The 19146-nt window shown below is 53.0% G+C and carries 24 protein-coding genes; 10 read left to right on the plus strand and 14 right to left on the minus strand.

The window, feature by feature from the left end; translation table 11 throughout:
• Window positions 1-3: 3 nt before the first annotated feature.
• The 8 genes from K0J45_RS05660 to K0J45_RS05695 form a co-directional block, all read right to left on the minus strand.
• Complete coding sequence (locus K0J45_RS05660) at window positions 4-1845, minus strand: DUF885 domain-containing protein (protein ID WP_220044597.1); 1842 nt, start codon at window positions 1843-1845, stop codon at window positions 4-6.
• A 135-nt stretch (window positions 1846-1980) separates the two neighbouring features.
• Window positions 1981-3120, minus strand: coding sequence for a radical SAM family heme chaperone HemW (hemW, locus tag K0J45_RS05665; protein ID WP_220044598.1), 1140 nt, complete (start codon window positions 3118-3120; stop codon window positions 1981-1983).
• On the minus strand, window positions 3120-3719 hold the full coding sequence (gene rdgB, locus K0J45_RS05670; protein ID WP_220044599.1) for an RdgB/HAM1 family non-canonical purine NTP pyrophosphatase: 600 nt from the start codon (window positions 3717-3719) through the stop codon (window positions 3120-3122). Before rdgB ends, hemW begins: the two co-directional genes overlap by 1 nt.
• Window positions 3720-3860: 141 nt before the next feature.
• Window positions 3861-4295: a DUF4426 domain-containing protein gene (locus tag K0J45_RS05675; protein WP_011864937.1), complete on the minus strand. Its 435-nt coding sequence runs from the start codon at window positions 4293-4295 to the stop codon at window positions 3861-3863.
• Between the two features lie 86 nt (window positions 4296-4381).
• Window positions 4382-4672, minus strand: a complete 291-nt coding sequence (yggU, locus tag K0J45_RS05680) for a DUF167 family protein YggU (protein WP_220044600.1) — start codon at window positions 4670-4672, stop codon at window positions 4382-4384.
• The gene (locus K0J45_RS05685; RefSeq protein WP_144201230.1) at window positions 4673-5221 is read right to left on the minus strand and encodes a YggT family protein; all 549 of its coding nucleotides are present in this window, start codon (window positions 5219-5221) and stop codon (window positions 4673-4675) included.
• 60 nt (window positions 5222-5281) lie between these two features.
• On the minus strand, window positions 5282-6100 hold the full coding sequence (gene proC, locus K0J45_RS05690; protein WP_220044601.1) for a pyrroline-5-carboxylate reductase: 819 nt from the start codon (window positions 6098-6100) through the stop codon (window positions 5282-5284).
• Window positions 6101-6184: 84 nt separating this feature from the next.
• A complete protein-coding gene (locus K0J45_RS05695) occupies window positions 6185-6886 on the minus strand; it encodes a YggS family pyridoxal phosphate-dependent enzyme (protein ID WP_220044602.1) in 702 nt (233 codons plus the stop codon).
• Window positions 6887-6921: 35 nt separating this feature from the next.
• Between K0J45_RS05695 and K0J45_RS05700 the strand changes: the two genes are divergently transcribed.
• The 5 genes from K0J45_RS05700 to K0J45_RS05720 all read left to right on the plus strand — a co-directional run bounded on the left by K0J45_RS05700 (window position 6922) and on the right by K0J45_RS05720 (window position 11895).
• Window positions 6922-7959, plus strand: coding sequence for a type IV pilus twitching motility protein PilT (locus K0J45_RS05700; RefSeq protein WP_011864942.1), 1038 nt, complete (start codon window positions 6922-6924; stop codon window positions 7957-7959).
• Window positions 7960-7971: 12 nt separating this feature from the next.
• The gene (locus tag K0J45_RS05705) at window positions 7972-9084 is read left to right on the plus strand and encodes a PilT/PilU family type 4a pilus ATPase (protein WP_220044603.1); all 1113 of its coding nucleotides are present in this window, start codon (window positions 7972-7974) and stop codon (window positions 9082-9084) included.
• A 179-nt stretch (window positions 9085-9263) separates the two neighbouring features.
• Entirely contained in the window at window positions 9264-10277 is a 1014-nt protein-coding gene (hemH, locus tag K0J45_RS05710; RefSeq protein WP_220044604.1) for a ferrochelatase, read from the plus strand.
• Between the two features lie 800 nt (window positions 10278-11077).
• Window positions 11078-11422 carry a hypothetical protein gene (locus K0J45_RS05715; RefSeq protein WP_220044605.1) on the plus strand — a complete coding sequence of 115 codons (345 nt, stop codon included), beginning with the start codon at window positions 11078-11080 and terminating at the stop codon, window positions 11420-11422.
• Window positions 11423-11538: 116 nt separating this feature from the next.
• Window positions 11539-11895 carry a DUF6559 family protein gene (locus K0J45_RS05720; RefSeq protein ID WP_220044606.1) on the plus strand — a complete coding sequence of 119 codons (357 nt, stop codon included), beginning with the start codon at window positions 11539-11541 and terminating at the stop codon, window positions 11893-11895.
• A 436-nt stretch (window positions 11896-12331) separates the two neighbouring features.
• Here the strand turns inward: K0J45_RS05720 and ruvX are convergent, their stop codons facing one another.
• The 4 genes from ruvX to K0J45_RS05740 form a co-directional block, all read right to left on the minus strand.
• Window positions 12332-12757 carry a Holliday junction resolvase RuvX gene (gene ruvX / locus K0J45_RS05725; protein ID WP_220044607.1) on the minus strand — a complete coding sequence of 142 codons (426 nt, stop codon included), beginning with the start codon at window positions 12755-12757 and terminating at the stop codon, window positions 12332-12334.
• A gap of 21 nt (window positions 12758-12778) precedes the next feature.
• Complete coding sequence (locus K0J45_RS05730; RefSeq protein WP_220044608.1) at window positions 12779-13336, minus strand: YqgE/AlgH family protein; 558 nt, start codon at window positions 13334-13336, stop codon at window positions 12779-12781.
• 16 nt (window positions 13337-13352) lie between these two features.
• On the minus strand, window positions 13353-13682 hold the full coding sequence (gene yciH / locus K0J45_RS05735) for a stress response translation initiation inhibitor YciH (RefSeq protein ID WP_011864948.1): 330 nt from the start codon (window positions 13680-13682) through the stop codon (window positions 13353-13355).
• 231 nt (window positions 13683-13913) lie between these two features.
• Window positions 13914-14228, minus strand: coding sequence for a hypothetical protein (locus K0J45_RS05740; protein ID WP_220044609.1), 315 nt, complete (start codon window positions 14226-14228; stop codon window positions 13914-13916).
• 173 nt (window positions 14229-14401) lie between these two features.
• Here K0J45_RS05740 and K0J45_RS05745 point away from each other — a divergent pair, with 173 nt between their 5' ends.
• The gene (locus K0J45_RS05745) at window positions 14402-14965 is read left to right on the plus strand and encodes a DUF4136 domain-containing protein (RefSeq protein ID WP_011864950.1); all 564 of its coding nucleotides are present in this window, start codon (window positions 14402-14404) and stop codon (window positions 14963-14965) included.
• Window positions 14966-15227: 262 nt separating this feature from the next.
• Window positions 15228-15677, plus strand: a complete 450-nt coding sequence (locus tag K0J45_RS05750; RefSeq protein WP_220044610.1) for a DUF924 family protein — start codon at window positions 15228-15230, stop codon at window positions 15675-15677.
• Window positions 15678-15843: 166 nt separating this feature from the next.
• Here the strand turns inward: K0J45_RS05750 and K0J45_RS05755 are convergent, their stop codons facing one another.
• Window positions 15844-16719: a LysR family transcriptional regulator gene (locus tag K0J45_RS05755; protein WP_220044611.1), complete on the minus strand. Its 876-nt coding sequence runs from the start codon at window positions 16717-16719 to the stop codon at window positions 15844-15846.
• Between the two features lie 85 nt (window positions 16720-16804).
• Between K0J45_RS05755 and K0J45_RS05760 the strand changes: the two genes are divergently transcribed.
• Window positions 16805-17227: a PACE efflux transporter gene (locus tag K0J45_RS05760; RefSeq protein WP_011864953.1), complete on the plus strand. Its 423-nt coding sequence runs from the start codon at window positions 16805-16807 to the stop codon at window positions 17225-17227.
• Between the two features lie 136 nt (window positions 17228-17363).
• Here K0J45_RS05760 and K0J45_RS19795 read toward each other — a convergent pair whose 3' ends face one another.
• A complete protein-coding gene (locus K0J45_RS19795; RefSeq protein WP_220045225.1) occupies window positions 17364-17531 on the minus strand; it encodes a pentapeptide repeat-containing protein in 168 nt (55 codons plus the stop codon).
• Here K0J45_RS19795 and K0J45_RS05770 point away from each other — a divergent pair.
• Both K0J45_RS05770 and K0J45_RS05775 read left to right on the plus strand, forming a co-directional pair.
• Complete coding sequence (locus K0J45_RS05770) at window positions 17502-18224, plus strand: OmpA family protein (RefSeq protein ID WP_220044612.1); 723 nt, start codon at window positions 17502-17504, stop codon at window positions 18222-18224. The genes K0J45_RS19795 and K0J45_RS05770 overlap by 30 nt on opposite strands.
• Before the next feature lie 29 nt (window positions 18225-18253).
• Window positions 18254-19078 (plus strand): mechanosensitive ion channel family protein, encoded by an 825-nt coding sequence (locus K0J45_RS05775; protein ID WP_144203246.1) that lies wholly within the window; start codon window positions 18254-18256, stop codon window positions 19076-19078.
• The last annotated feature ends 68 nt before the right edge of the window (window positions 19079-19146 follow it).

The raw sequence follows: 19146 nt of genomic DNA on the forward strand, positions 1-19146 counted from the left end.
GAGTTAGGCCTTATGAGCCCAGTTCATCACCTTAGCTTCCAGTACATCCAGCGGCAGCGGTCCGTTCTTGAGCACCAGGGTGTGGAACTCGCGAATATCGAACTTATCGCCCATGATCGCCTTGGCCTTCTCGCGAATATCGACAATCTTGAGCATGCCTATCTTGTAGGCGGTCGCCTGTGATGGCATCACGATATGACGTTCCACCATCTTGATGGCGTCCGACTCGGCATTTGGCGTGTTATTGACATAGTATTGGATCCCTTGCTCGCGGGTCCAACGCTTGGCATGGATGCCGGTATCAACCACCAGACGGCATGAGCGCCATAGCTCCATGGCCAGGCGGCCAAAATCTGAGTAGGGGTCTTTATACAGGCCCATCTCCTTAGGGAAGAACTCGCTGTACAGGCCCCAGCCCTCTATGTAGGCGGTGTAGCCGCCAAACTTTCTGAACTTAGGGATCCCCTGCAGCTCCTGGGCGATGGCGATCTGCATATGATGGCCAGGAGTACCCTCGTGGTAGGCCAGCGCTTCCATCTGATACTTGGGCATGGCCTCCATGTCATAGAGGTTGGCGTAGTAGGTGCCTGGGCGGCTGCCATCCGGGGTCGGCTGATTATAGAAAGCCTTACCGGCGGATTTTTCTCTGAACGCCTCGACCCGTTTTACTATCATGGGCGCCTTAGGCTTAACAAAAAACACCTCATCCAGACGAGAGGAGATGTTATCTATCAATGCCTTGGCATCGTCTAGATAGGCGGTGCGGCCTTCCTCTGTGTCGGGATAGTAGAACTGCTTATCTTCACGCATAAACTTGAAGAAGGCCTTAAGATCGCCCACGAAGCCGACCTTCTTCATGATGGCGCGCATCTCCTGATGGATGCGATCCACCTCGGCGAGCCCCAGCTGGTGGATCTCATCGGCCGTCATGTGGGTAGTCGTGGTGCGTGCCAGGGCGTTGTTGTAGAACGCCTCGCCGTCTCTAAACTTCCATACACCATCTTTGGTGTCGGCGCGCTTCTCCAGGGTTTCGATATAGGCGATTAGCTTGTCATAGGCGGGCTTGACCTGAGCTGTCAGCGCTTGTTTGGCCTCATCGAGCAGCTTATTGCGCTGGGCATCATCTATCGCCAGCTTAGCCACCTTGCGCTGAAAATCTGCCCAGATGGCGCTGTCATCAGTTTTATCGAAGGGGGCGCCACTGATGATGTTGCGGCTGTCTGACAGCACATAGGCAAACACAAACTTAGGCGCTATGATGCCCGCCTTGGCGCGCTCTTCTAGGGCTTCTTCCAACTGCTGCATGTAGTGGGGCACACCCTTGAGGCGGCTGATATAGGCCTCGGCGTCCGAGACGCTGTCTATCTGATGTTGGTTGATCAGGAATGATGCCACCATGGAGTGGCCGCCATACATCTGGTTAACCGGGTAGGTATACAGGCGCCACTTGTAGTCGCTGATGCTCTGCTCGAGTTTCTGAGTCAGCAGGTCGTAGCTAAGCAGGGTCTGGGTATCTAACTTGCTTTTATCTATCTGCTTAAGCTGGGCCAGATGCTGCTTATCTCTGGCAAGGCTCTTCTTGTCGGCGACTTCGCCGCGCTCATCCCACTTGTCATAGTCTGCCTTGATCCCAAGATGGGTCTGGCTGATGGGGCTAGCCATCACATTTTCCATGAAGATGGCTTCGAACAGTTGGTTGGCCTTCTCCGATTCCTGGGCGCTAATCTTCTGTATCGGTTCGCTGGCGCTAAGTAGGGGGAGTGAAACTGGCGCGGCGTGCACTGCGCCAGAAAGGAGTGTCGCCAGTGAGATGGCGAGCATAGTTGTTTTTGTTTTTATTGGCATGACTTTATTGGCTTAACTCTATTGGCCAAACTTGGCGTTTGTTGATTAGTGCCTGTTATCCTAATAAAGCCCACGATTAAATATGCAAACTAAGTGTTAGAAAATGTTTCTGTTCCCCTCGAACGAGGGGAAAGATTATTCGCAAAATAGCCCAAGTAGCTCGTTGACAAACATCTGTCCCTTGGCCGTGAGCTGCCAATGTTCATCTTGTATGATGACCAGCCCCTTGGCCGCGCCCCGCGCCATGCCTTCATCCAGCACCTCTGCCGAGAGGCCGGTGCGGCTCTCAAACTCGTGCTTAGGAATGGGCGACATCAGTCTCAGGCGGTTCATCAGGTATTCCAGCGCTCTGTCTTCCGCTAGCACCTCGCTCTTATCGAATAGATAGTCACCGGCGCCCAGATAACCCTTGGGATGCTTTATCTTCACCGTGCGGTAGATGCGCTGATCTTCTGCCATGGTGATCTTGCCGTGGGCACCACAGCCGATCCCCAGATAGTCACCAAACTGCCAGTAGTTGAGGTTGTGACGACACTGGTAGCCGGGCTTGGCGTAGGCGGAGATCTCATACTGCTCATAGCCGAGCGCCGTCAGGCGCTGCTGGCCCTGCTCATAGATCTGCCACAGTGCCTCATCATCCGGCAGTTGGGGCGGTTTTGAGTGAAACAGGGTATTGGGCTCTATGGTGAGCTGATACCAGGAAAGATGGGGCGGATTGAGGGCCGCTGCTTTGTCGATATCCCGCATCGCCTCCTCGAAGCTTTGATTGGGCAGGCCGTGCATGAGATCCAGGTTAAAACTCTGGTAACCGGCCTGGGCCGCCTTGGTGGCCGCCACTTCCGCCTCATGCTTGTCGTGAATTCGCCCTAACAGATTCAGCTTGTCGCTGGAAAAACTCTGCACGCCGATGGAGAGGCGAGTCACCCCGGCGGCGCAGTAGGCGCTAAAGTCATCGTGCTCTAGTGTGCCAGGGTTGGCCTCCATGGTGATCTCTATATCCGGCGCAAAAGGGATCTGCGCCCTTACGCCATCGAGCAGACGCTTAATCTGGCTTGCATCGAACAGGGAGGGCGTGCCGCCACCGATAAAGATGGAGTGCAGGCTGCGCCCTTGTACATAGGCAGCATCGTTTTTCAGATCATTGAGCAGGTCGTCTACATATCCCTGCTGCGGCAGTTCACCATGTTGTCCATGGGAGTTGAAGTCGCAGTAGGGGCATTTCTGCACGCACCAAGGAATGTGAATATAGAGACTGAGCGGAGGAAGCTTAAGCATTAGCCGAGTACACCCTTGGCCTTGAGTTCGCTTAGCAGCAGCTGCATCGCCTTGCCCCTGTGGCTGAGGGCATTCTTCTCATCGCTGCTCAGCTCGGCGGCGCTGCACTCATGCTCCATCGGAATAAAGACTGGATCGTAGCCATGGCCGTTGTCGCCCTTAGGCTCGAAGCCTATGCTGCCCTCCCAGGAGGCCTGGCAGATGATGGGAGTCGGGTCTTTGGCGTGGCGCATATAGACCAGGATGCACTGAAAACGCGCGCTGCGCTTGTCGTTGTCAGTCAGGGCGCCGAGCAGCTTAGTGTAATTGTCGCTATCGCTCGCGCCTTCGCCGCCGTAGCGGGCCGAGTAGATGCCCGGGGCACCCTCTAAGGCGTCTACTTCCAGGCCGGAATCGTCGGCGATGGCCGCAAGGCCGGTCACCTGTGCGGCGTGGCGAGCCTTGATGATGGCGTTCTCGACGAAGGTGGTACCGGTCTCCGGGACCTCTTCGACATTAAATTGGCTCTGTGGCAGAACCTCTATGCCAAATTCGGCAAGGATCTCGGCAAACTCTTTCAGTTTTCCCTTGTTGCCGCTGGCTAATACGATTTGATTCATTTTCGCTGACTCATGGTGGCAGGTTTCAATGGCCGCAATCATACCCAAGCTGGCGGGGAAACGATAGGGCATCTGCTTAAATAACAACAAGCCGCGCAGGGCGCGGCTTCAACTGGGTTTGAAGTGGCTTAATGGGGCCGTTTAATCGACGTAAAACTTCTGCTTAAACTTCAGCTGGGTGTTGAGCTTGTTGCCATACTTGATGGCAATCTGAAAGTTGATCTCCTGATCGTCCCGGTAGGGCACCTCGGCGATGTAATAGATGGCCTCGCCTTCGCGGATCTCCTTGAAGGTCAGCTCTACCCTGGCATCGAGCAGGTTGTTGGCGATCCCCGAGATCTCTACCGGAATGGCCGGCGTGCCTTCGGCGCTGGTGTCGAGCACAGAAATATTGATAAGGCCGGTATAGCTGCTGCGCTTGATGCCATAAGTCTTGGCGATAGAGGGGGTGATAAAGGTGCTGCCCAGGGCAACATAGTGGATATCGAAATTGCCGACGCTCTGCTTCTGCTCCGCCGCGGCATTGCCCATGCTAAGCAGGGTAAGCGCCAGGGCACAAAAAAGGGTACGTATCATGGTGAACTCCTGTCACGGGATAATTGATTCTAGTATAGCTATTAAAGTCTTAGGCTGCGGCGCCTTAGTTTATTTGCTTACACATTTCATGGGATTAAGACAGATATAGCCTCGGGGATCTCCTTTGGCATCACCACGCGGATCTGCTTGTGGCGCCCAAGTTCCCCCTTCTCGATAAGGATATTGCCCTTGGCCGTCTTAAACTGCTTCGCCAGAAACTTACACAGGTGGGCATTGGCCTTGCCGTCGATGGGCGGGGCGGTAATGGCCACCTTAAGCTCGTCGCCGTGGGGACCAACAATCTGGTCCCGGCTGGCTTTAGGCTGGATATAGAGCCTGATGACGAGGTCGTCCTCTTCTTTGGTGACAACCGCCATCTAGACGTTGGCCCAGAAGGGAACGTACTGAGACAAAAGCTTGTTGATGAAGATCAGGCCGAACATGAAGATCATCACAGAGAAATCCAGGCCACCCATGGGAGGGATGATCCGGCGGATAGGGGCGACCAGCGGCTCGGTCAGCTGTGCCATCACCATCTCGATCGGGTTGTGGCCCTGGCTGACCCAGCTGAGGATGGCGCGCAGGATAAGCATCCAGAATAGCAACACGCCCGCCTGTTTCACCACAGAGACCAGCGCCACCAAGAGTATGATAGGCAGGTTAATGGCGGCGCCCGCCATCAGGCTGAGGATCACAAACTTGATCACCACCACCGCCAGGGCGAGTACCACTGAGGCGGTATCAAGCCCGCCCAGTGGCGGCAAGAAGCGGCGCATGGGGCCGACCACGGGATGGGTCGCCTTCACTACAAACTGGCTGAAGGGGTTGTAAAAATCGGCGCGGGCCAGTTGCAACCAGATACGAATGATGACCACCATGAGGTACAGGTCAAACAGGGTGTTCACTAAAAAACTTAATGCATCCATTGTATTTCTCTACTGTGCTGTATCGAATAAAACTAGGGTTAAACCTATTTAAGGCCAGCCCTAAAACTGCTTCGCCATCTCCTGAGCCCTGTCCATGCAGTCGTGCATGGCGGTGCGCACTATCTCCCTCAGGCCGGCGCGCTCGAACGCCGCTAGGGCCTGAGCCGTGGTGCCGCCCTTAGAGGTGACATTTTCCCTTAATTGCGCTGGCGAAAGCTGTGGATTCTGCTTCACCATAGCGGCCGCGCCTAATGCTGCCTGCTGCACCATCTCTCGGGCGGTCTGCTCGTCGACGCCATCTTGTTTGGCACTGTCAATCATAGCCTCCATCATAAGGAAAAAATAGGCCGGAGAGCTGCCCGCCAGGGCGATCACTTGGTTGAGATCCTCTTCCTTTTCGACCCATACGGTTTCGCCGCCGGTCTTCATCAGCTGCTCACACAGCTCGCGGTCTTGCGCGCTCACGCCCTGCTCGGCGTAGAGCCCTGTCATGCCAAGGCCTATCTGTGTCGGGGTATTGGGCATGGTGCGGATAAGCTGAATCGGCTGCTTGAAGTAGGCGTGGTAGCGCTCGGCGGTGACCCCGGCGGCGATTGTAACAATAAGCTTGTCTTTCAGGTTGAGTCCGCTCATCGCTTCGCACACCTGCTGCATCAGCTGAGGTTTCACCGCCAGCACGATAACGTCTGCCTCATCGGCGGCCTGTAGGTTGTCGTGGGAGACTTGGATGCCTAAATCCTGTTTCAGGGCGATGAGTTTGCCTTCGCTGGGGTTAGTGGCGTGAATAAGCTCAGGTGCATAGCCACCCTTGACCAGGCCGCTGGTGATGCTGCGGGTCATGTTGCCCGCGCCGATAAAGCAAATCTTCTTCTGTGTCATAAGGGTCTCTATTTATTCGTCTAACTATCTATATTTGGGCATTCAGGGCAATTACAAGGCCTTAGCCTCTTAGCACTTAAGCCTTTAAGCTTTAGCGTAATCCCGGGCGCCGAAAATGGCGCTGCCGATACGTACCATGGTCGAGCCCGCGGCGATCGCCTGCTCAAGATCTTGGCTCATCCCCATGGAGAGAGTATCCAGGCTCGGGTGTTGCTGTTTCAGCGCCTCGAACAGGGCCTGCATCTGGCTAAACTCGGCCTGCTGCAGCGCAACATCGTCTGTGGCGGTGGGAATGGCCATAAGCCCTCTCAGGGTCAGCTTGGGCAGGGAGGCGATGATTTCGGCCAGGTGAGCAACTTCGTCTGGATTGACGCCCGACTTGCTCTCCTCCTGGCTGACATTCACCTGGATGCAGACCTGCAGCGGCGCAAGATGGCTGGGGCGCTGCTCGCTCAGGCGTTTGGCGATCTTCTCTCGGCTGAGTGTGTGCATCCAGTCGAAGTGCTCGGCGATGCTTTTGGTTTTGTTCGACTGTAGCGGGCCGATGAAGTGCCATTCGATGTCGCCATGGCTTTCGCGCAGGGCATTTATCTTCTCTTCACTTTCCTGAACATAGTTTTCACCAAAAAGCCGCTGCCCGGCATCATATGCCGCTACTATCTGATCTATCGGCTTGGTTTTACTGACCGCCAGCAGCTGTATCTCCCTGCTATCACGTGATGAATTTTGCGCCGCTTGAGCGATTCTTTGGTGGGCGTCGGCCAGTCTGTCTGCTATTGTTGTCATGTTGTAAGTTTTTGGTTGAATGGATATCCCATACTATGGAAATCACAGAGTTACTTGCCTTTAGTGTAAAACACAACGCGTCGGATCTACACCTTTCTGCGGGAGTCTCTCCCATGATACGTGTTGATGGTGAGGTCAGAAAGATTAATCTGCCGGCCCTGGATCATCAAGGCGTACACAGCCTCGTTTATGACATCATGAACGACAAACAGCGTAAAGATTATGAAGAGCATTTAGAGATAGATTTCTCGTTCGAAGTGCCCAACTTAGCCCGTTTCCGTGTGAACGCCTTTAATCAGTCCCGCGGCGCCGCGGCGGTGTTCCGTACCATTCCCAGCGAGATCTTAAGCCTGGAGAAACTGGGCGCCCCTGAGATTTTCAAGAAGATTGCCAGCTTTCCCCGTGGTCTGGTGTTGGTAACCGGCCCGACAGGTTCGGGTAAGAGTACCACCCTGGCGGGCATGATAGATTATGTAAACGAGAACCGTCACGACCATATCCTGACCATCGAAGACCCTATCGAATTCGTGCACCAGAACAAGCAGTGTCTGATCAACCAACGTGAGGTGCACAGACACACCCACAGCTTCAACGCCGCGCTGCGTAGCGCACTGCGTGAAGACCCGGACGTGATCCTGGTCGGCGAGATGCGTGACCTCGAAACCATACGTCTGGCGATGACGGCGGCGGAAACCGGTCACTTGGTATTTGGTACCCTGCACACCACCTCGGCGGCGAAAACCATCGACCGTGTGGTCGACGTATTCCCCGAGGGCGAGAAGAGTATGGTGCGTACCATGTTGTCTGAGTCCCTGCAGGCGGTGATCTCCCAGACCCTGATCAAGAAGGTTGGCGGCGGTCGTGTGGCGGCTCACGAGATCATGATGGGCACCCCGGCGATTCGTAACCTTATTCGTGAAGATAAGGTGGCACAGATGTACTCGGCCATTCAAACGGGTATGGCCCACGGCATGCAGACCCTAGATCAGTGTCTGCAAAATCTGGTCAACCGTGGCCTGATCACCCGTGAAGATGCGATGGCCAAGAGTTCTAATAAAAACGCTAGTTTCTAGTAAGGTTTGAGTATGGAAGTTCGTCCATTTTTAAAGGTGATGGTAGAGCGCAAGGCGTCGGATCTCTTCATCACCGCCGGCTTTCCCCCCAGCGCTAAGGTTGATGGCGAGGTGCGCCCCTTAGCCGAGAACCCTTTTACCCCGGCTCAGTCGCTGGAGTTTGTCGAGGCCCTGATGACAGAGGCCCAGCGCAAAGAGTTTCATGAGACCCGCGAATGTAACTTCGCCTATGGCGAGAAGGGCCTGGGACGTTTTCGTGTCAGCGCCTTCTGGCAGCGCGAGTCGCCGGGCTGCGTGATGCGTCGCATCGAGACCAAGATCCCGCTGGTGGAAGATCTAAAGCTGCCCCCAATTCTGAAAGACCTGGTGATGAGCAAGCGTGGCCTTATCATCATGGTGGGTGGTACAGGTACAGGTAAGTCGACCTCGTTAGCGGCACTGGTGGGTTACCGCAACTCCCACGCCCGCGGCCATATCCTCACCATCGAAGATCCGGTGGAATTTGTCCACGACCATCGCAAGAGCATCATCACCCAGCGTGAGGTGGGCATAGATACCGACTCTTTCGATGCCGCGCTCAAGAGTTCGCTGCGTCAGGCGCCGGACGTGATCCTGATCGGTGAGATCCGTACTCAGGAGACCATGGAGTTTGCCCTGTCGTTCGCCGAGACAGGTCACCTCTGTATGGCTACCCTGCACGCCAACAACGCCAACCAGGCGCTGGACCGCATCATGCACCTGGTGCCCGAGAGTAAGCACCAGCAGCTGCTGTTCGACTTGTCGCTGAACCTTCGCGGCATCGTGGCGCAGCAACTTGTGCCCAAGGCCGATGGCTCGGGTCGCCGTGCGGCCATCGAGGTGTTGATCAACACCCCAAGGGTTGCCAGCATTATCCAGAAGAACGAGCTGCATCTGCTTAAGGAAACCATGGCCAAATCCAACGAGCAGGGGATGCAGACCTTCGACCAGGCGCTGCTCAAGCTCTATGTGGAAGGTGAGATCAGCTACTCGGATGCGCTGCACCACGCCGACTCGCCAAACGATCTGCGCTTGATGATTAAGCTGCAAAGCTCAGAGTCTGCTAGCTCAGGCTTCATGGAAGGTGTGACGCTGGATCTCGACTAGCCTCTGAAAGCATTTAGAAAAAACCGATAATCCTTTTATCGGTTTTTTTATGTGTGGCGATTGATCTCTAAGGGGCCGAACCGCGTACTGATGCCCATGCATCATTAGCCTCGGCCAGGCGCCCTGGTGCAAAGAAAAAAAAGCGCGTTGGGCAACACAGATAAAAACAAGGAACCACTTTGGCAAAATACTTTGGATTGAATAAACAGCAGGGCCATGGCGGCCGTGGCAAGACCACAGTGCTGCTGATGAATCTGGGCACCCCGGATGCGCCAACAACGGGCGCCGTGCGTCGTTATCTGGCGGAGTTTCTCTCAGACCCCCGCGTGGTGGAGATCCCTAAGCTGGTGTGGATGCTGATACTGCACGGCATCATTTTACGCGTCCGCCCGGCAAAATCTGCCGCCCTGTATCAGTCTATTTGGACGGAGCAGGGCTCACCCCTGATGGCGATCACTCAGGCGCAGCGGGACAAGCTAGCACAAAGGCTGAGTGAAAACGGCAGTGACGTTAATGTGGATTTCTGTATGCGTTACGGCAAGCCGAGCGTCAAGGAGACGCTGAGACGTCTTCATAGCCAGGGAACCAATAAGCTCGTCGTCTTGCCCCTCTATCCTCAGTACGCCGCGCCCACCACTGCCTCGGCCTTCGACGCCCTGACTAAGGAGCTGACTTCGTGGCGCTACCTGCCGTCGCTGCACTTTATCAACAGCTATCATGACCATCCCGATTATATCGCGGCCTTGGCCGACTCTATCGCCAAGGACTTCGAGCAACATGGCAAGCCTAAGAAGTTAGTGCTCTCTTACCATGGCATGCCCGAGCGCAACCTGAATCTCGGCGATCCCTATTACTGCCTGTGTCAGAAGACCACCCGCCTGGTGGTCGAGCGTCTGGGACTTCATGAGAATGATTATATCACCACCTTCCAGTCGCGCTTTGGTAAGGCCAAGTGGCTCGGCCCCTACACGGATGCCAGCCTGGAGGCCTTAGCGAAAGAGGGCATGGATGATGTGGCCATCGTCTGCCCGGCCTTCAGCGCCGACTGTCTGGAGACACTCGAGGAGATAGAGCATGAGAACCGGGATGTGTTCACCCAGGCCGGTGGCAGCAAGTATCGTTATATTGCCTGTCTCAATGACCAGGAACTGCATATTCAGATGATGGTGAATTTGGTGAGGACTTATCTTTAACTGAGTTAGGTTAAAGGGGGGATTATTGGTTGTCTCAAGGTGGCCATTGGTGAAAATACCGAGTCTTTAGAAGGGCTCGGCATTTTTGTTTTTGAAGATTGAGTCTTCACTTTTCTCTCGTTTCGAGAGTCATTGTTATAGGAAGTTTCGCTGCCTTTCTTCGAGGGAGTGGCTGCAATTTTTTGAAGCTTTCGGCTTCATTTCAATTTATGGCAGTGATTGCAACACTGAGCGTTAATGTCATCAATAGCCTGCGGCTCGCTCTTGTGCAAATACATCTGCTACACGCCGTGAATCCATCCGTGGAGGCTCGACGATGGCATCCCTGCCATCGACGTCCGCAGATGCATCTACACCGGGTTATATGTCTCTTCGATTTGACGTATTTGGATATGAGTAGTGAATTAAAAGCAGGATTGGCTTTGGTCCGAAACAAGTTAGTGGGTATTAGTTTTCGGGCGAAGTTGACCTGCTGTAGATGAAAAAATAAGTGAACATTAAAGTTTAGCTATGGGTGTAGAAAGCAGTCAACGCGATGGTCGAAACTGTTTTTATATGATAGCTTGAAGGTACTGGTTAAGGCTCGTAAAGCTGAGCTTTGAAGATACAAACATTAGACTTCAAGTAATGAAGCAATGACCCCCTCACTGCGTAGGGGCTTCAAAGTAGCCCCATAGGCAAGGAATATGAACTCACGGATTGAGTAGCGAAAAACTCCTCTCTCCAAATTAAAGAACAATCTGTTTTGCGAGACCTACGGTTCGTGAACATCGGTTGTTAGACAATATTCACGGATGTGTATGAAAAACTTAATCTTAGGTAGTTTTATTTTATTTTCTATTATTGGTTGTACAACAAACCCGAATCAAATGCGGAGTGGTACTCCAGAGTCTGTTAATTCGAGCTATAAATCTCCAAAAGACGTAGCAATATGTATTTCTAATAATTGGGAAAGTCATGGTGTTGTTAATCAACGTGAGTTAGCTAATGGCTATTCTGTTTCATTAAGTTTTGGAGGGAATTTGCACTATTTAGCCGATATAGCCAAAAATTCAACGGGTAGCATTACTAAGTCTTACAAGTTTATGTCTATTGCAATAGGTGGAGATCCTTATTTAAGTGCAGTTACTGAATGCCAGACATAGTGCTAATAAGAGCTTCAAAAGGACAAGCACTCGTTGGTTTTTGTCGTTGTGTCCTAAACTTTAGCCAACAAATATTAGCTTGTTAAGTCGGGCATTAAGCATAAGGAGAGCATATTGTGGTAAGAACTTTAACTGAACAAGAAAAGAAACAATATGCAAAAGACGTTGGAAAGATTCTCGTTAAAAAATATGGCAAGCAGAAATATTACAGCCCTCATCGTGTAAAGCAGGCATCGAAAGCAACCAATTGGGATGTTGATTGGTACTGTTGGGCTATGTGCCTGTACACATCTCCAGGAGATTTCAATAGATATCACGAGTCAATTGGTGAGGTGTGTGATTACGCATCCATGAAAGGCCAAATGGCCCACGCCATAACAGATGGCGCCTCAGACTCTTGGTTCGATTTTGATCTATCATGGTTGGATTGGCCTGATTTCGATTTACCATCCATTTTTGATATTTTCGACTAATGCCGAACAAGTCAGTCAACTAGGCGCCTGAGGTGCTGGACAATCAAACCTGCGTTTTTGCCAGCTAGTTATTGAGGTGTTGAATCATAAAAATTTAATCTGAATCTAGTGAATTAAAGCTAAGAATTCTACCCGCTGTTGTCCTGAGTTTTCCCATGTCCTCCAATCGAAGAGATGAAAAACTGGGTGTAGGTACGGCTGAGGCCTTCGATTTCAGGGATGAAATCGTAGAGCGCCCAGGGAAGGGTTTACAGCGTGCCGCAGCTGTACCTGCACATAAAGCCTGCTGCCAAGCAATTCAAAACAGTAACGGTCGGCCATCAAATGACATCGAAACTGTTAGAAAGGTACGGGCTACAATTAGAGAAAAACTCAGAGAGCGAGTTTACGCACAATAAAAAGCGGCCTTGTTTGGTCGCCATCGAATGTTCAAATTTTAGTAGAGATTCTCGAAATAACTCTCGATGATGAGTACCGCCGACATGGAGTCGACCTGGCCCTTGGAGAGGGCCTTGTAGCCGCCCATCTCGAACAGTCTAGCCTTGGCGTCGGCCGTGGTGAGGCGTTCGTCCTGGGTGGCGGTCTTGACGCCGAAGCGGCCGCTGATGCGGTTGGCGAACTTGCGGGCTCTCTGGGTCATCTCCTGCTCTGTGCCATCCATGTTGAGGGGCAGGCCGACGACGATGAGGTCGGGCTTCCACTCCTTGATAAGCGCCTCTATCTCTTCCCATCTGGGGATGCCGTCGTTGGCCTTGATGGAGGCGAGGGGAGTGGCGCTGCCGGTGATCTGTTGGCCGATGGCGACGCCTATGCTCTTGGTGCCGAAGTCGAAGCCCAAGACCAAGACGCTTGCTGAACTCATAGTGAATTTTATCCTTAACTGTTAGGCGTGACCGGCCTGGGAGGAGAGCTGCCAGATGTCGAAGCCCAGTGATTCTGTGGCCTTCTGCCAGCGGCTCTCATGGTCTGTGTTGAACATGAGGTCGATATTGGCCGGGATGGAGAGCCAGGTGTTGTCGGCCAGTTCCTGTTCCAGCTGATGACGACCCCAGCCTGCGTAGCCGAGGGCGACGATAAACTGCTCGGGCGCCTCTTTGCTGCCCAGGGAGGTGAGCACGTCTCTTGAGGTGGTAAGCATGAGCTCTTCACTGATCTGCTGGCTGTTGCTCCACTGTGGCTGCGGCGTATGTAATACGAAGCCCTTCTCTTGCCCCACGGGGCCGCCCACCAAGACTTTGCTGTTGATGCTCTCTATGGTGTGAAAATCATCCAGCTCCATCTGTCTGAGCAGCTCATTGACATCGACCCCTATGGGGCGATTGATCATCAGCCCCATGGCGCCTTGTTCGTTATGCTCACACAGGTAGATCACGCTGCGCTCGAAGAAGGTGTCCTTAAGCGAGGGCATGGCAATGAGTAAATGATTTTGCAAACTATCCATCTAGCGCTCCAATGGGTTAACCACCCGCCAGTTTCACCTGATAATTCAGTTTTTCTAGCAGTGTCTTCAGCTGCTCTCTGTTGTCTGTTTGGATCTCTATGTTGAACTCTTTCACCGTGCCGCCGCAGCCGCACTGTTTCTTCAACTTCTGCGCCAGTGCCTTGAGCTCTTTCTCGTCCAGGCCAAGGCCCTTGATCACTGAGACGCCTTTGCCTTTACGGCCCTTGCTGTCTTTATGAATGCGCACTATGCCGTCACCTTCTGGGATGGCCTTGGTTTCCTTGGGCTGGTCGATTTTGCCGCCATCAGTGCTGTACACCAGGGCAATATTGGGATCGATTCTCATCATCTGTCACATGCTTAACTAAGATACCCTGAGTTTATCAAATTGAAACTCCCTTGTGGGAGGAGTAATTCTTAGATACGAAAAAAAGACCACCCTAGGGTGGTCATGGATAAGCATAGATACCAAATGCAGGGAGGTATCGATGTTTTAATATCCCAAGGCGCTAGGCGAGCTGGCGCAATCAGTGAGCAAAACTCTTTAAGCAAAAGCCCTTTGAGCGAAACCTAGAGGCTAGAGGTACTGCAGCGCCAGCATCAGCAGTGACAGGCCTGTGTAGGCGGCGCAGGGGAGAATGAATCGGTGAAAACGGCTGATGGCCACGCTGCAGGCGGTGAGGGCGAAGCCGATGGCGATGCTGGCATGACTCGAGCTATAGCCCTTCGCCATGGCGATCATCATGATGACCAAGGCCAGTAGGGGCAGGGTAAAGAGCACCCACTGGGAGGTCTTTACCTTGGGGCCGTCCGCCATGGGCGTGGCCAAAGATTTAGGGGCGAACATGAAGATGGCGCTGGCGATAACAAATGCTGTGATAAACCAAGTCATGGGACAGATCTCATATAACACTAATTGATAATCATTATCATTTGTGCTTTTGCTGAAGTCAAGCTGAACGAAACGCTATTTACAATAAAGAAGAGTTGTAGAACAGAGGTTTGCTATGTAAGCTTTAGAATAAATTCCTGTTTAAGTCATGCCTGAAACATGCTGGAGAGTCTATGAAAAAGGTGATTATCTTAGCCGCTGCACTTGCCCTGTCGGCCTGTAGCACACTGAAAACCAGCTCTGATTATGATCCCAAGGTCAACTTCGATGATGTGAAGAGCTATGCATGGGTGGTGAAGAAGACTGAAGATACCACCTACAACTTAGATGGGCTGATGGATCAGCGCGTTCGCGAGGCGGTAGACCGTGAACTGCAGATGAAGGGGATCAGCAAGGTGGAGGCGGACAACGCCGACGTGCTGGTGAACTACTTCACTAAGGTCGACAAGAAGATCAATGTCGATACCTTTAATACCAACTTTGGTTACGACCCTTACTACTATGGCCCGGGTTGGGGCTGGGGCGGTAGCGTTCACACCCAGACCACGGTACGTGAGTATGAGGTGGGCACCCTGGTGCTGGACATGATCAACAAAGAGACGGGTAAGCTTATCTGGCGTGGCTCTGTGGCCGATACCATTCGTGACAAGAGCACCCCAGAGGAGCGCGTCGAGGTGGTCAACAAGGCGGTAGCGGCCATGATGCTCAACTACCCACCACAGAAAGAGGCGAAATAGCCTCTCTCTATGAGCTGAAATTTAAGATGAAAGCGGCTAACAGGCCGCTTTTTTAATGTCCCGCTCTCTTTATCATTTCTCTCTAATGGTTCTAGCCTGGCATCTGTCCCATCACTAAGAAGTGTGATCCGGGTGACGCGGCCAGGGGCGCATTTGCACCTTCCTTCGACCAAAGTCCTAGTTATTCCACCGCTGGCCTGGTGTTATGCTGCCTCGACCAGGATTTTTTAAACTCATGATTTAATCGTATCTAGGGGGCAGCGTGGAACAGTTTTTACAGCAGTGGTTTCACCACTACGAGAAGGGCGAAGGCGTCGAGGCTAAGGAGCTTAGCCAGGAGACCTTGAGTCATTGGCAGCAGCTGCTGGGCGGCGCCAAATCGGGTGACCTGGAGCATTGGCAGAAGAATCCGCCGGGGCGTCTGGCACTAATTCTTCTCATGGGGCCGGTGGCGCATCTGCTGGAAGACGAGGCGGCGCTGGCGCTGCAGCTTAAGGCGCGGGATCTCTGTGTCTCCGGCGTGGACCGCGGCTTCGATACCCAACTCGAGCCCCTGCAGCGTCGCTGCTTCTACGATCCTCTGTTCTATTCCAGCAAGAGTGAAGACAGGGCGCTGCTGATCCGCCTGTTAGAGGGGATGCAGTCTCAGCTGGCAATCCATGCCAGACCTGCCTGGAGCCACTGGTATCAGCAGGCCTCGCTCGCTAATTAGATTGCGACTCGAGCGCAGCTGCAAATAGCTAGCCCATCGCTGGCGAGTCATCCGGCTCGCCACGACTATCTTTTAACTCGGCTCTCTTATCTCAGCTCTCCTATCTACTTTCTTCAATCTCGCTCTCCTACCTTAGCTGCACCGCTAATCGCTTGTCTGAATCCGATTATGCGATGGCGGCGCTTAAGATTCGCCGGAATACCTGACTCACCTCCTGGTTGACGCTGCTGTGCTGGATCAGATCCACGTTGGCAATCCAGCCCATCTGCTCCATATTCAACGGAATAGGGCACAGCTGCCCCTGGGCCAAGGCGTCCTGTACCAGGTGCTCCGGCAGTAGTGTCCAGCCGAAGCCTGACTTAGCCAGATCCAGCAGGGCGTAGTAGCTGTCGGCCAGCCAGAGCTGAGGCGAGTGCTCTGCCTGAAAGCTCGATTGCTGCGTCTGCTTGCTGCCTATGGTGAGCTGACGGTGAAGCTTCAATTGGTCGAGGTTGTTGGTCTCCGCCTTGGCCAGTGGGTGATTAGGGCTGACCACAGGCTCAAACTTCACCGACCCCAAGGATTCGAAGTCTATCTGCTGGGGATAGAGCTCCTCGCTGAAGATCACCCCCATGTCGACGTTCTGCTGCCTCACCTGTTCGATGATCTCCTTGCTGGGCAGCATGCGCAGCTCGAGCTGCATCAGGGGGTATTTGTCGGCAAATAGGTTGAGGTGCTGGCTGAGCTCGGAGAAGGGGACCCCTTCATCGATCGCCAGACGAAATTGTTGCGGCAGGCCGGCGTCCAGCGAGCTTATGAGGGATTGCAGCCTTAGGTGCTGGGCGATCACCGCCTTGGCCTGGGGCAGCAGGGTCTGACCGGCATGGGTGAGCACAGGATAGCGGCCGCTGCGGTCGAACAGCTGCTTGTCGCAATCTATCTCCATGTTGATGATCTGCTGGCTCACCGCAGATTGCACCTTGTTGAGGCGCCTAGCGGCTGCCGAGAAGGAACCGGTTTCCACCGTCGCCAGAAAGAGTTGTAGCTGCTCGAGTGTTGGCATATCGCAAAATGAGATGGTATCTAACTTTTATGTATCATAAATATGGATAAAAATGGTCGCAAGTTAATTTTGCGGAGCGACGACCATGTCTACTACAGAGAGAATCCTACATTCGGTGCTTTTTGAGATCTTTGCCCTGGCCTTAGTGGTGCCCATCGCCATCTGGTTCACCGGCCACGGTGTGGGTGAGATGGCCGCCGTCGGTATTGGTCTTAGCCTCTATACTGTCACCTGGAACTACTTCTACAACCTGGGGTTCGACAACTATTTCGGTGAAGATCGCACCAAGCGCTCGCTTAAACTGCGGGTGGTGCATGCCCTGGGCTTCGAAGGTGGATTAGTCTTTGTGACCGTGCCTGTGGTGGCCTGGTTTCTGGGGATCACCATCTGGCAATCTTTGATGCTGGAGGCGGTTTTCTTAGTGGTGTTTTTCTTCTATGCCATTATCTTTAACTGGCTTTTTGACTGGGCAAGATCTAAGTTTTATGGGCAGCGTGCGAAGGCTTAACGAGGTGAGTGCACGCGGCGGCTAGGTGACGGCCAAAATGAGAATTAATTTCACTAGATAGATATTCTTATATTGGAGATGCAGGCAGAAGGATATAAAATGTATCCCTGTCTGCATCTTTATATTTGATTGTTTTTCATGCGTTTTGAGATAGCTCTGTTTGAGATAGCTCTGTTTGAGATAGCTCTGTTTGAGATAGCTCTGTTTGAGATAGCTCTGTTTGAGATAGCTCTGCTTGAGTTAGTTGTTTGAGAGAGTTGCATGAGTGCTTTATATGACAGATATGAGTGATCCAAGGGCCTATGCCCGCAAAATGCCGATTAGAAGCAGTTCGTTTGCCGCTAAGCTGAGCCTAGGCTTAATCTGTGTTGTCTGCGGCCTCTGCATTAGTGGCGCCGCGCTGGCTCTTGGCTGGGTCGATAGCGATTTAGATGGCGTGCCAGACAGTAAAGATGCCTGCCCGCACTCTCGCCCCAATGCCGTGGTCGATGCCAAGGGCTGCGAGATATGGCGAGGTGAAATAGCTTGCATCGCGCCCGAGGGAGAGCTGCTGAGCTTTTGTGAATCTGCCGCACAGGCAGCTCAAAAAGAGCACGCTAAGCCGGATAAGCAGAATAAGCCGACTAAGCAAGGCGAGCAGGTTAAGACATTGGCAAGTGAGTCTAATATCGTTCGCGTCTACTTTGCCTTCGCCAGTGCCGAGGTGAGTATCGACCAGTGGCCGCAACTGGCCAAGGTGCGCGACTTTCTTAGCGCGAGTGATGCAAGGCTCACCCTGGTCGGGCACACGGATAATATAGGCAGCGAGGCGGTGAATCTTAGTTTGTCACGCCAGCGCGCCGAGCGGGTGAAACAGATTTTTGTACAAGATTATGGTGTTAAGGCGGAGCGACTGTCGATAGTCGCTAAAGGTGCCAGCCAGCCCGTGACCGATAACATGGGTCCTGGCGAGCGGGCCTTGAATCGTAGAGTCGAGTTTATAGTTGAGGCCAGGTAATACTGGTCCATTTTATTAGGGAGCGTTACATGGAAAATTTGGATAAATATATCGAGCAAGCGCCTGAGCTGATCGTGACCTATGGTCTGCAGGTGGTCTTCGCCATTATCATCTTTATTATTGGTAAGTACCTGGCCAATGTGGCTAAGAAGCTTACCACTAAGTTGATGAATAAGCGTAAGATCGACAAGACAGTGGTCTCTTTCGTGGCTAACATGGCCTGGGCCTTGGTGTTTGTCTTCACTGTGATCGCCACGCTTGGGCAGATCGGTGTTCAGACGGCTTCTCTGGTTGCCGTTATCGGTGCCGCCGGTTTGGCGGTTGGTCTGGCGCTGCAGGGCTCGCTGTCTAATTTCGCCTCTGGCGTGCTTATGGTGCTCTTCCGTCCTTGTCGCGTTGGTGACTACATCGAGGCGGCAGGTATCGCGGGTACGGTCGATGAGATCACCATCTTCTCCACTAAGCTGCGCACCCCTGATAACAAGGTGATCGTGGCGCCTAACTCATCAATCATGAATGGCACCATCACTAACTATTCGGCCATGGAAACCCGTCGTATCGACTTGGTTATCGGCGTGTCTTACGATGCCGACCTTAAGCAGACCAAGGAAGTACTTAAGCAGGTATTGGACAACAACGCCTACATTCTGAAAGATCCTGCCTACACAGTGGCACTGACCGAGCTGGCGGACTCTTCGGTTAACTTCGTGGTACGTCCTTGGGTTAAGGGTAGCGACTACTGGCCGGCCCGTTTCGAGATCCTAGAGCAGATCAAGCTGGCGCTGGACGAGAACAATATCGGTATCCCATATCCACAGATGGATATCTATGTCAAAGAGACGCCAGCGGCTTAAGCCTTGGCTCGATTGACAGTAAAAAGGTCGGCATTTGCCGACCTTTTTTGTGTCTGAATTCAGGGCTG

The sequence above is a fragment of the Shewanella alkalitolerans genome, assembly GCF_019457575.1.
In the GTDB taxonomy this organism is placed as follows: Bacteria; Pseudomonadota; Gammaproteobacteria; order Enterobacterales; family Shewanellaceae; genus Shewanella; species Shewanella loihica.

Bases quoted from the DNA above. Each gene is read 5' to 3' on its own strand.
- K0J45_RS05745 (WP_011864950.1), top strand. From the start codon at position 14,402: ATGAAAAAGGTGATTATCTTAGCCGCTGCACTTGCCCTGTCGGCCTGT.
- K0J45_RS05700 (WP_011864942.1), top strand. From the start codon at position 6,922: ATGGAAATCACAGAGTTACTTGCCTTTAGTGTAAAACACAACGCGTCG.
- K0J45_RS05705 (WP_220044603.1), top strand. From the start codon at position 7,972: ATGGAAGTTCGTCCATTTTTAAAGGTGATGGTAGAGCGCAAGGCGTCG.
- hemW (WP_220044598.1), bottom strand. From the start codon at position 3,120: ATGCTTAAGCTTCCTCCGCTCAGTCTCTATATTCACATTCCTTGGTGC.
- K0J45_RS05770 (WP_220044612.1), top strand. From the start codon at position 17,502: ATGACAGATATGAGTGATCCAAGGGCCTATGCCCGCAAAATGCCGATT.
- K0J45_RS05715 (WP_220044605.1), top strand. From the start codon at position 11,078: ATGAAAAACTTAATCTTAGGTAGTTTTATTTTATTTTCTATTATTGGT.
- K0J45_RS05775 (WP_144203246.1), top strand. From the start codon at position 18,254: ATGGAAAATTTGGATAAATATATCGAGCAAGCGCCTGAGCTGATCGTG.
- K0J45_RS05755 (WP_220044611.1), bottom strand. From the start codon at position 16,719: ATGCCAACACTCGAGCAGCTACAACTCTTTCTGGCGACGGTGGAAACC.
- K0J45_RS05730 (WP_220044608.1), bottom strand. From the start codon at position 13,336: ATGGATAGTTTGCAAAATCATTTACTCATTGCCATGCCCTCGCTTAAG.
- yggU (WP_220044600.1), bottom strand. From the start codon at position 4,672: ATGGCGGTTGTCACCAAAGAAGAGGACGACCTCGTCATCAGGCTCTAT.
- K0J45_RS05685 (WP_144201230.1), bottom strand. From the start codon at position 5,221: ATGGATGCATTAAGTTTTTTAGTGAACACCCTGTTTGACCTGTACCTC.
- K0J45_RS05760 (WP_011864953.1), top strand. From the start codon at position 16,805: ATGTCTACTACAGAGAGAATCCTACATTCGGTGCTTTTTGAGATCTTT.
- K0J45_RS05675 (WP_011864937.1), bottom strand. From the start codon at position 4,295: ATGATACGTACCCTTTTTTGTGCCCTGGCGCTTACCCTGCTTAGCATG.
- ruvX (WP_220044607.1), bottom strand. From the start codon at position 12,757: ATGAGTTCAGCAAGCGTCTTGGTCTTGGGCTTCGACTTCGGCACCAAG.
- proC (WP_220044601.1), bottom strand. From the start codon at position 6,100: ATGACACAGAAGAAGATTTGCTTTATCGGCGCGGGCAACATGACCCGC.
- K0J45_RS05660 (WP_220044597.1), bottom strand. From the start codon at position 1,845: ATGCCAATAAAAACAAAAACAACTATGCTCGCCATCTCACTGGCGACA.
- K0J45_RS05740 (WP_220044609.1), bottom strand. From the start codon at position 14,228: ATGACTTGGTTTATCACAGCATTTGTTATCGCCAGCGCCATCTTCATG.
- K0J45_RS05695 (WP_220044602.1), bottom strand. From the start codon at position 6,886: ATGACAACAATAGCAGACAGACTGGCCGACGCCCACCAAAGAATCGCT.
- yciH (WP_011864948.1), bottom strand. From the start codon at position 13,682: ATGAGAATCGATCCCAATATTGCCCTGGTGTACAGCACTGATGGCGGC.
- rdgB (WP_220044599.1), bottom strand. From the start codon at position 3,719: ATGAATCAAATCGTATTAGCCAGCGGCAACAAGGGAAAACTGAAAGAG.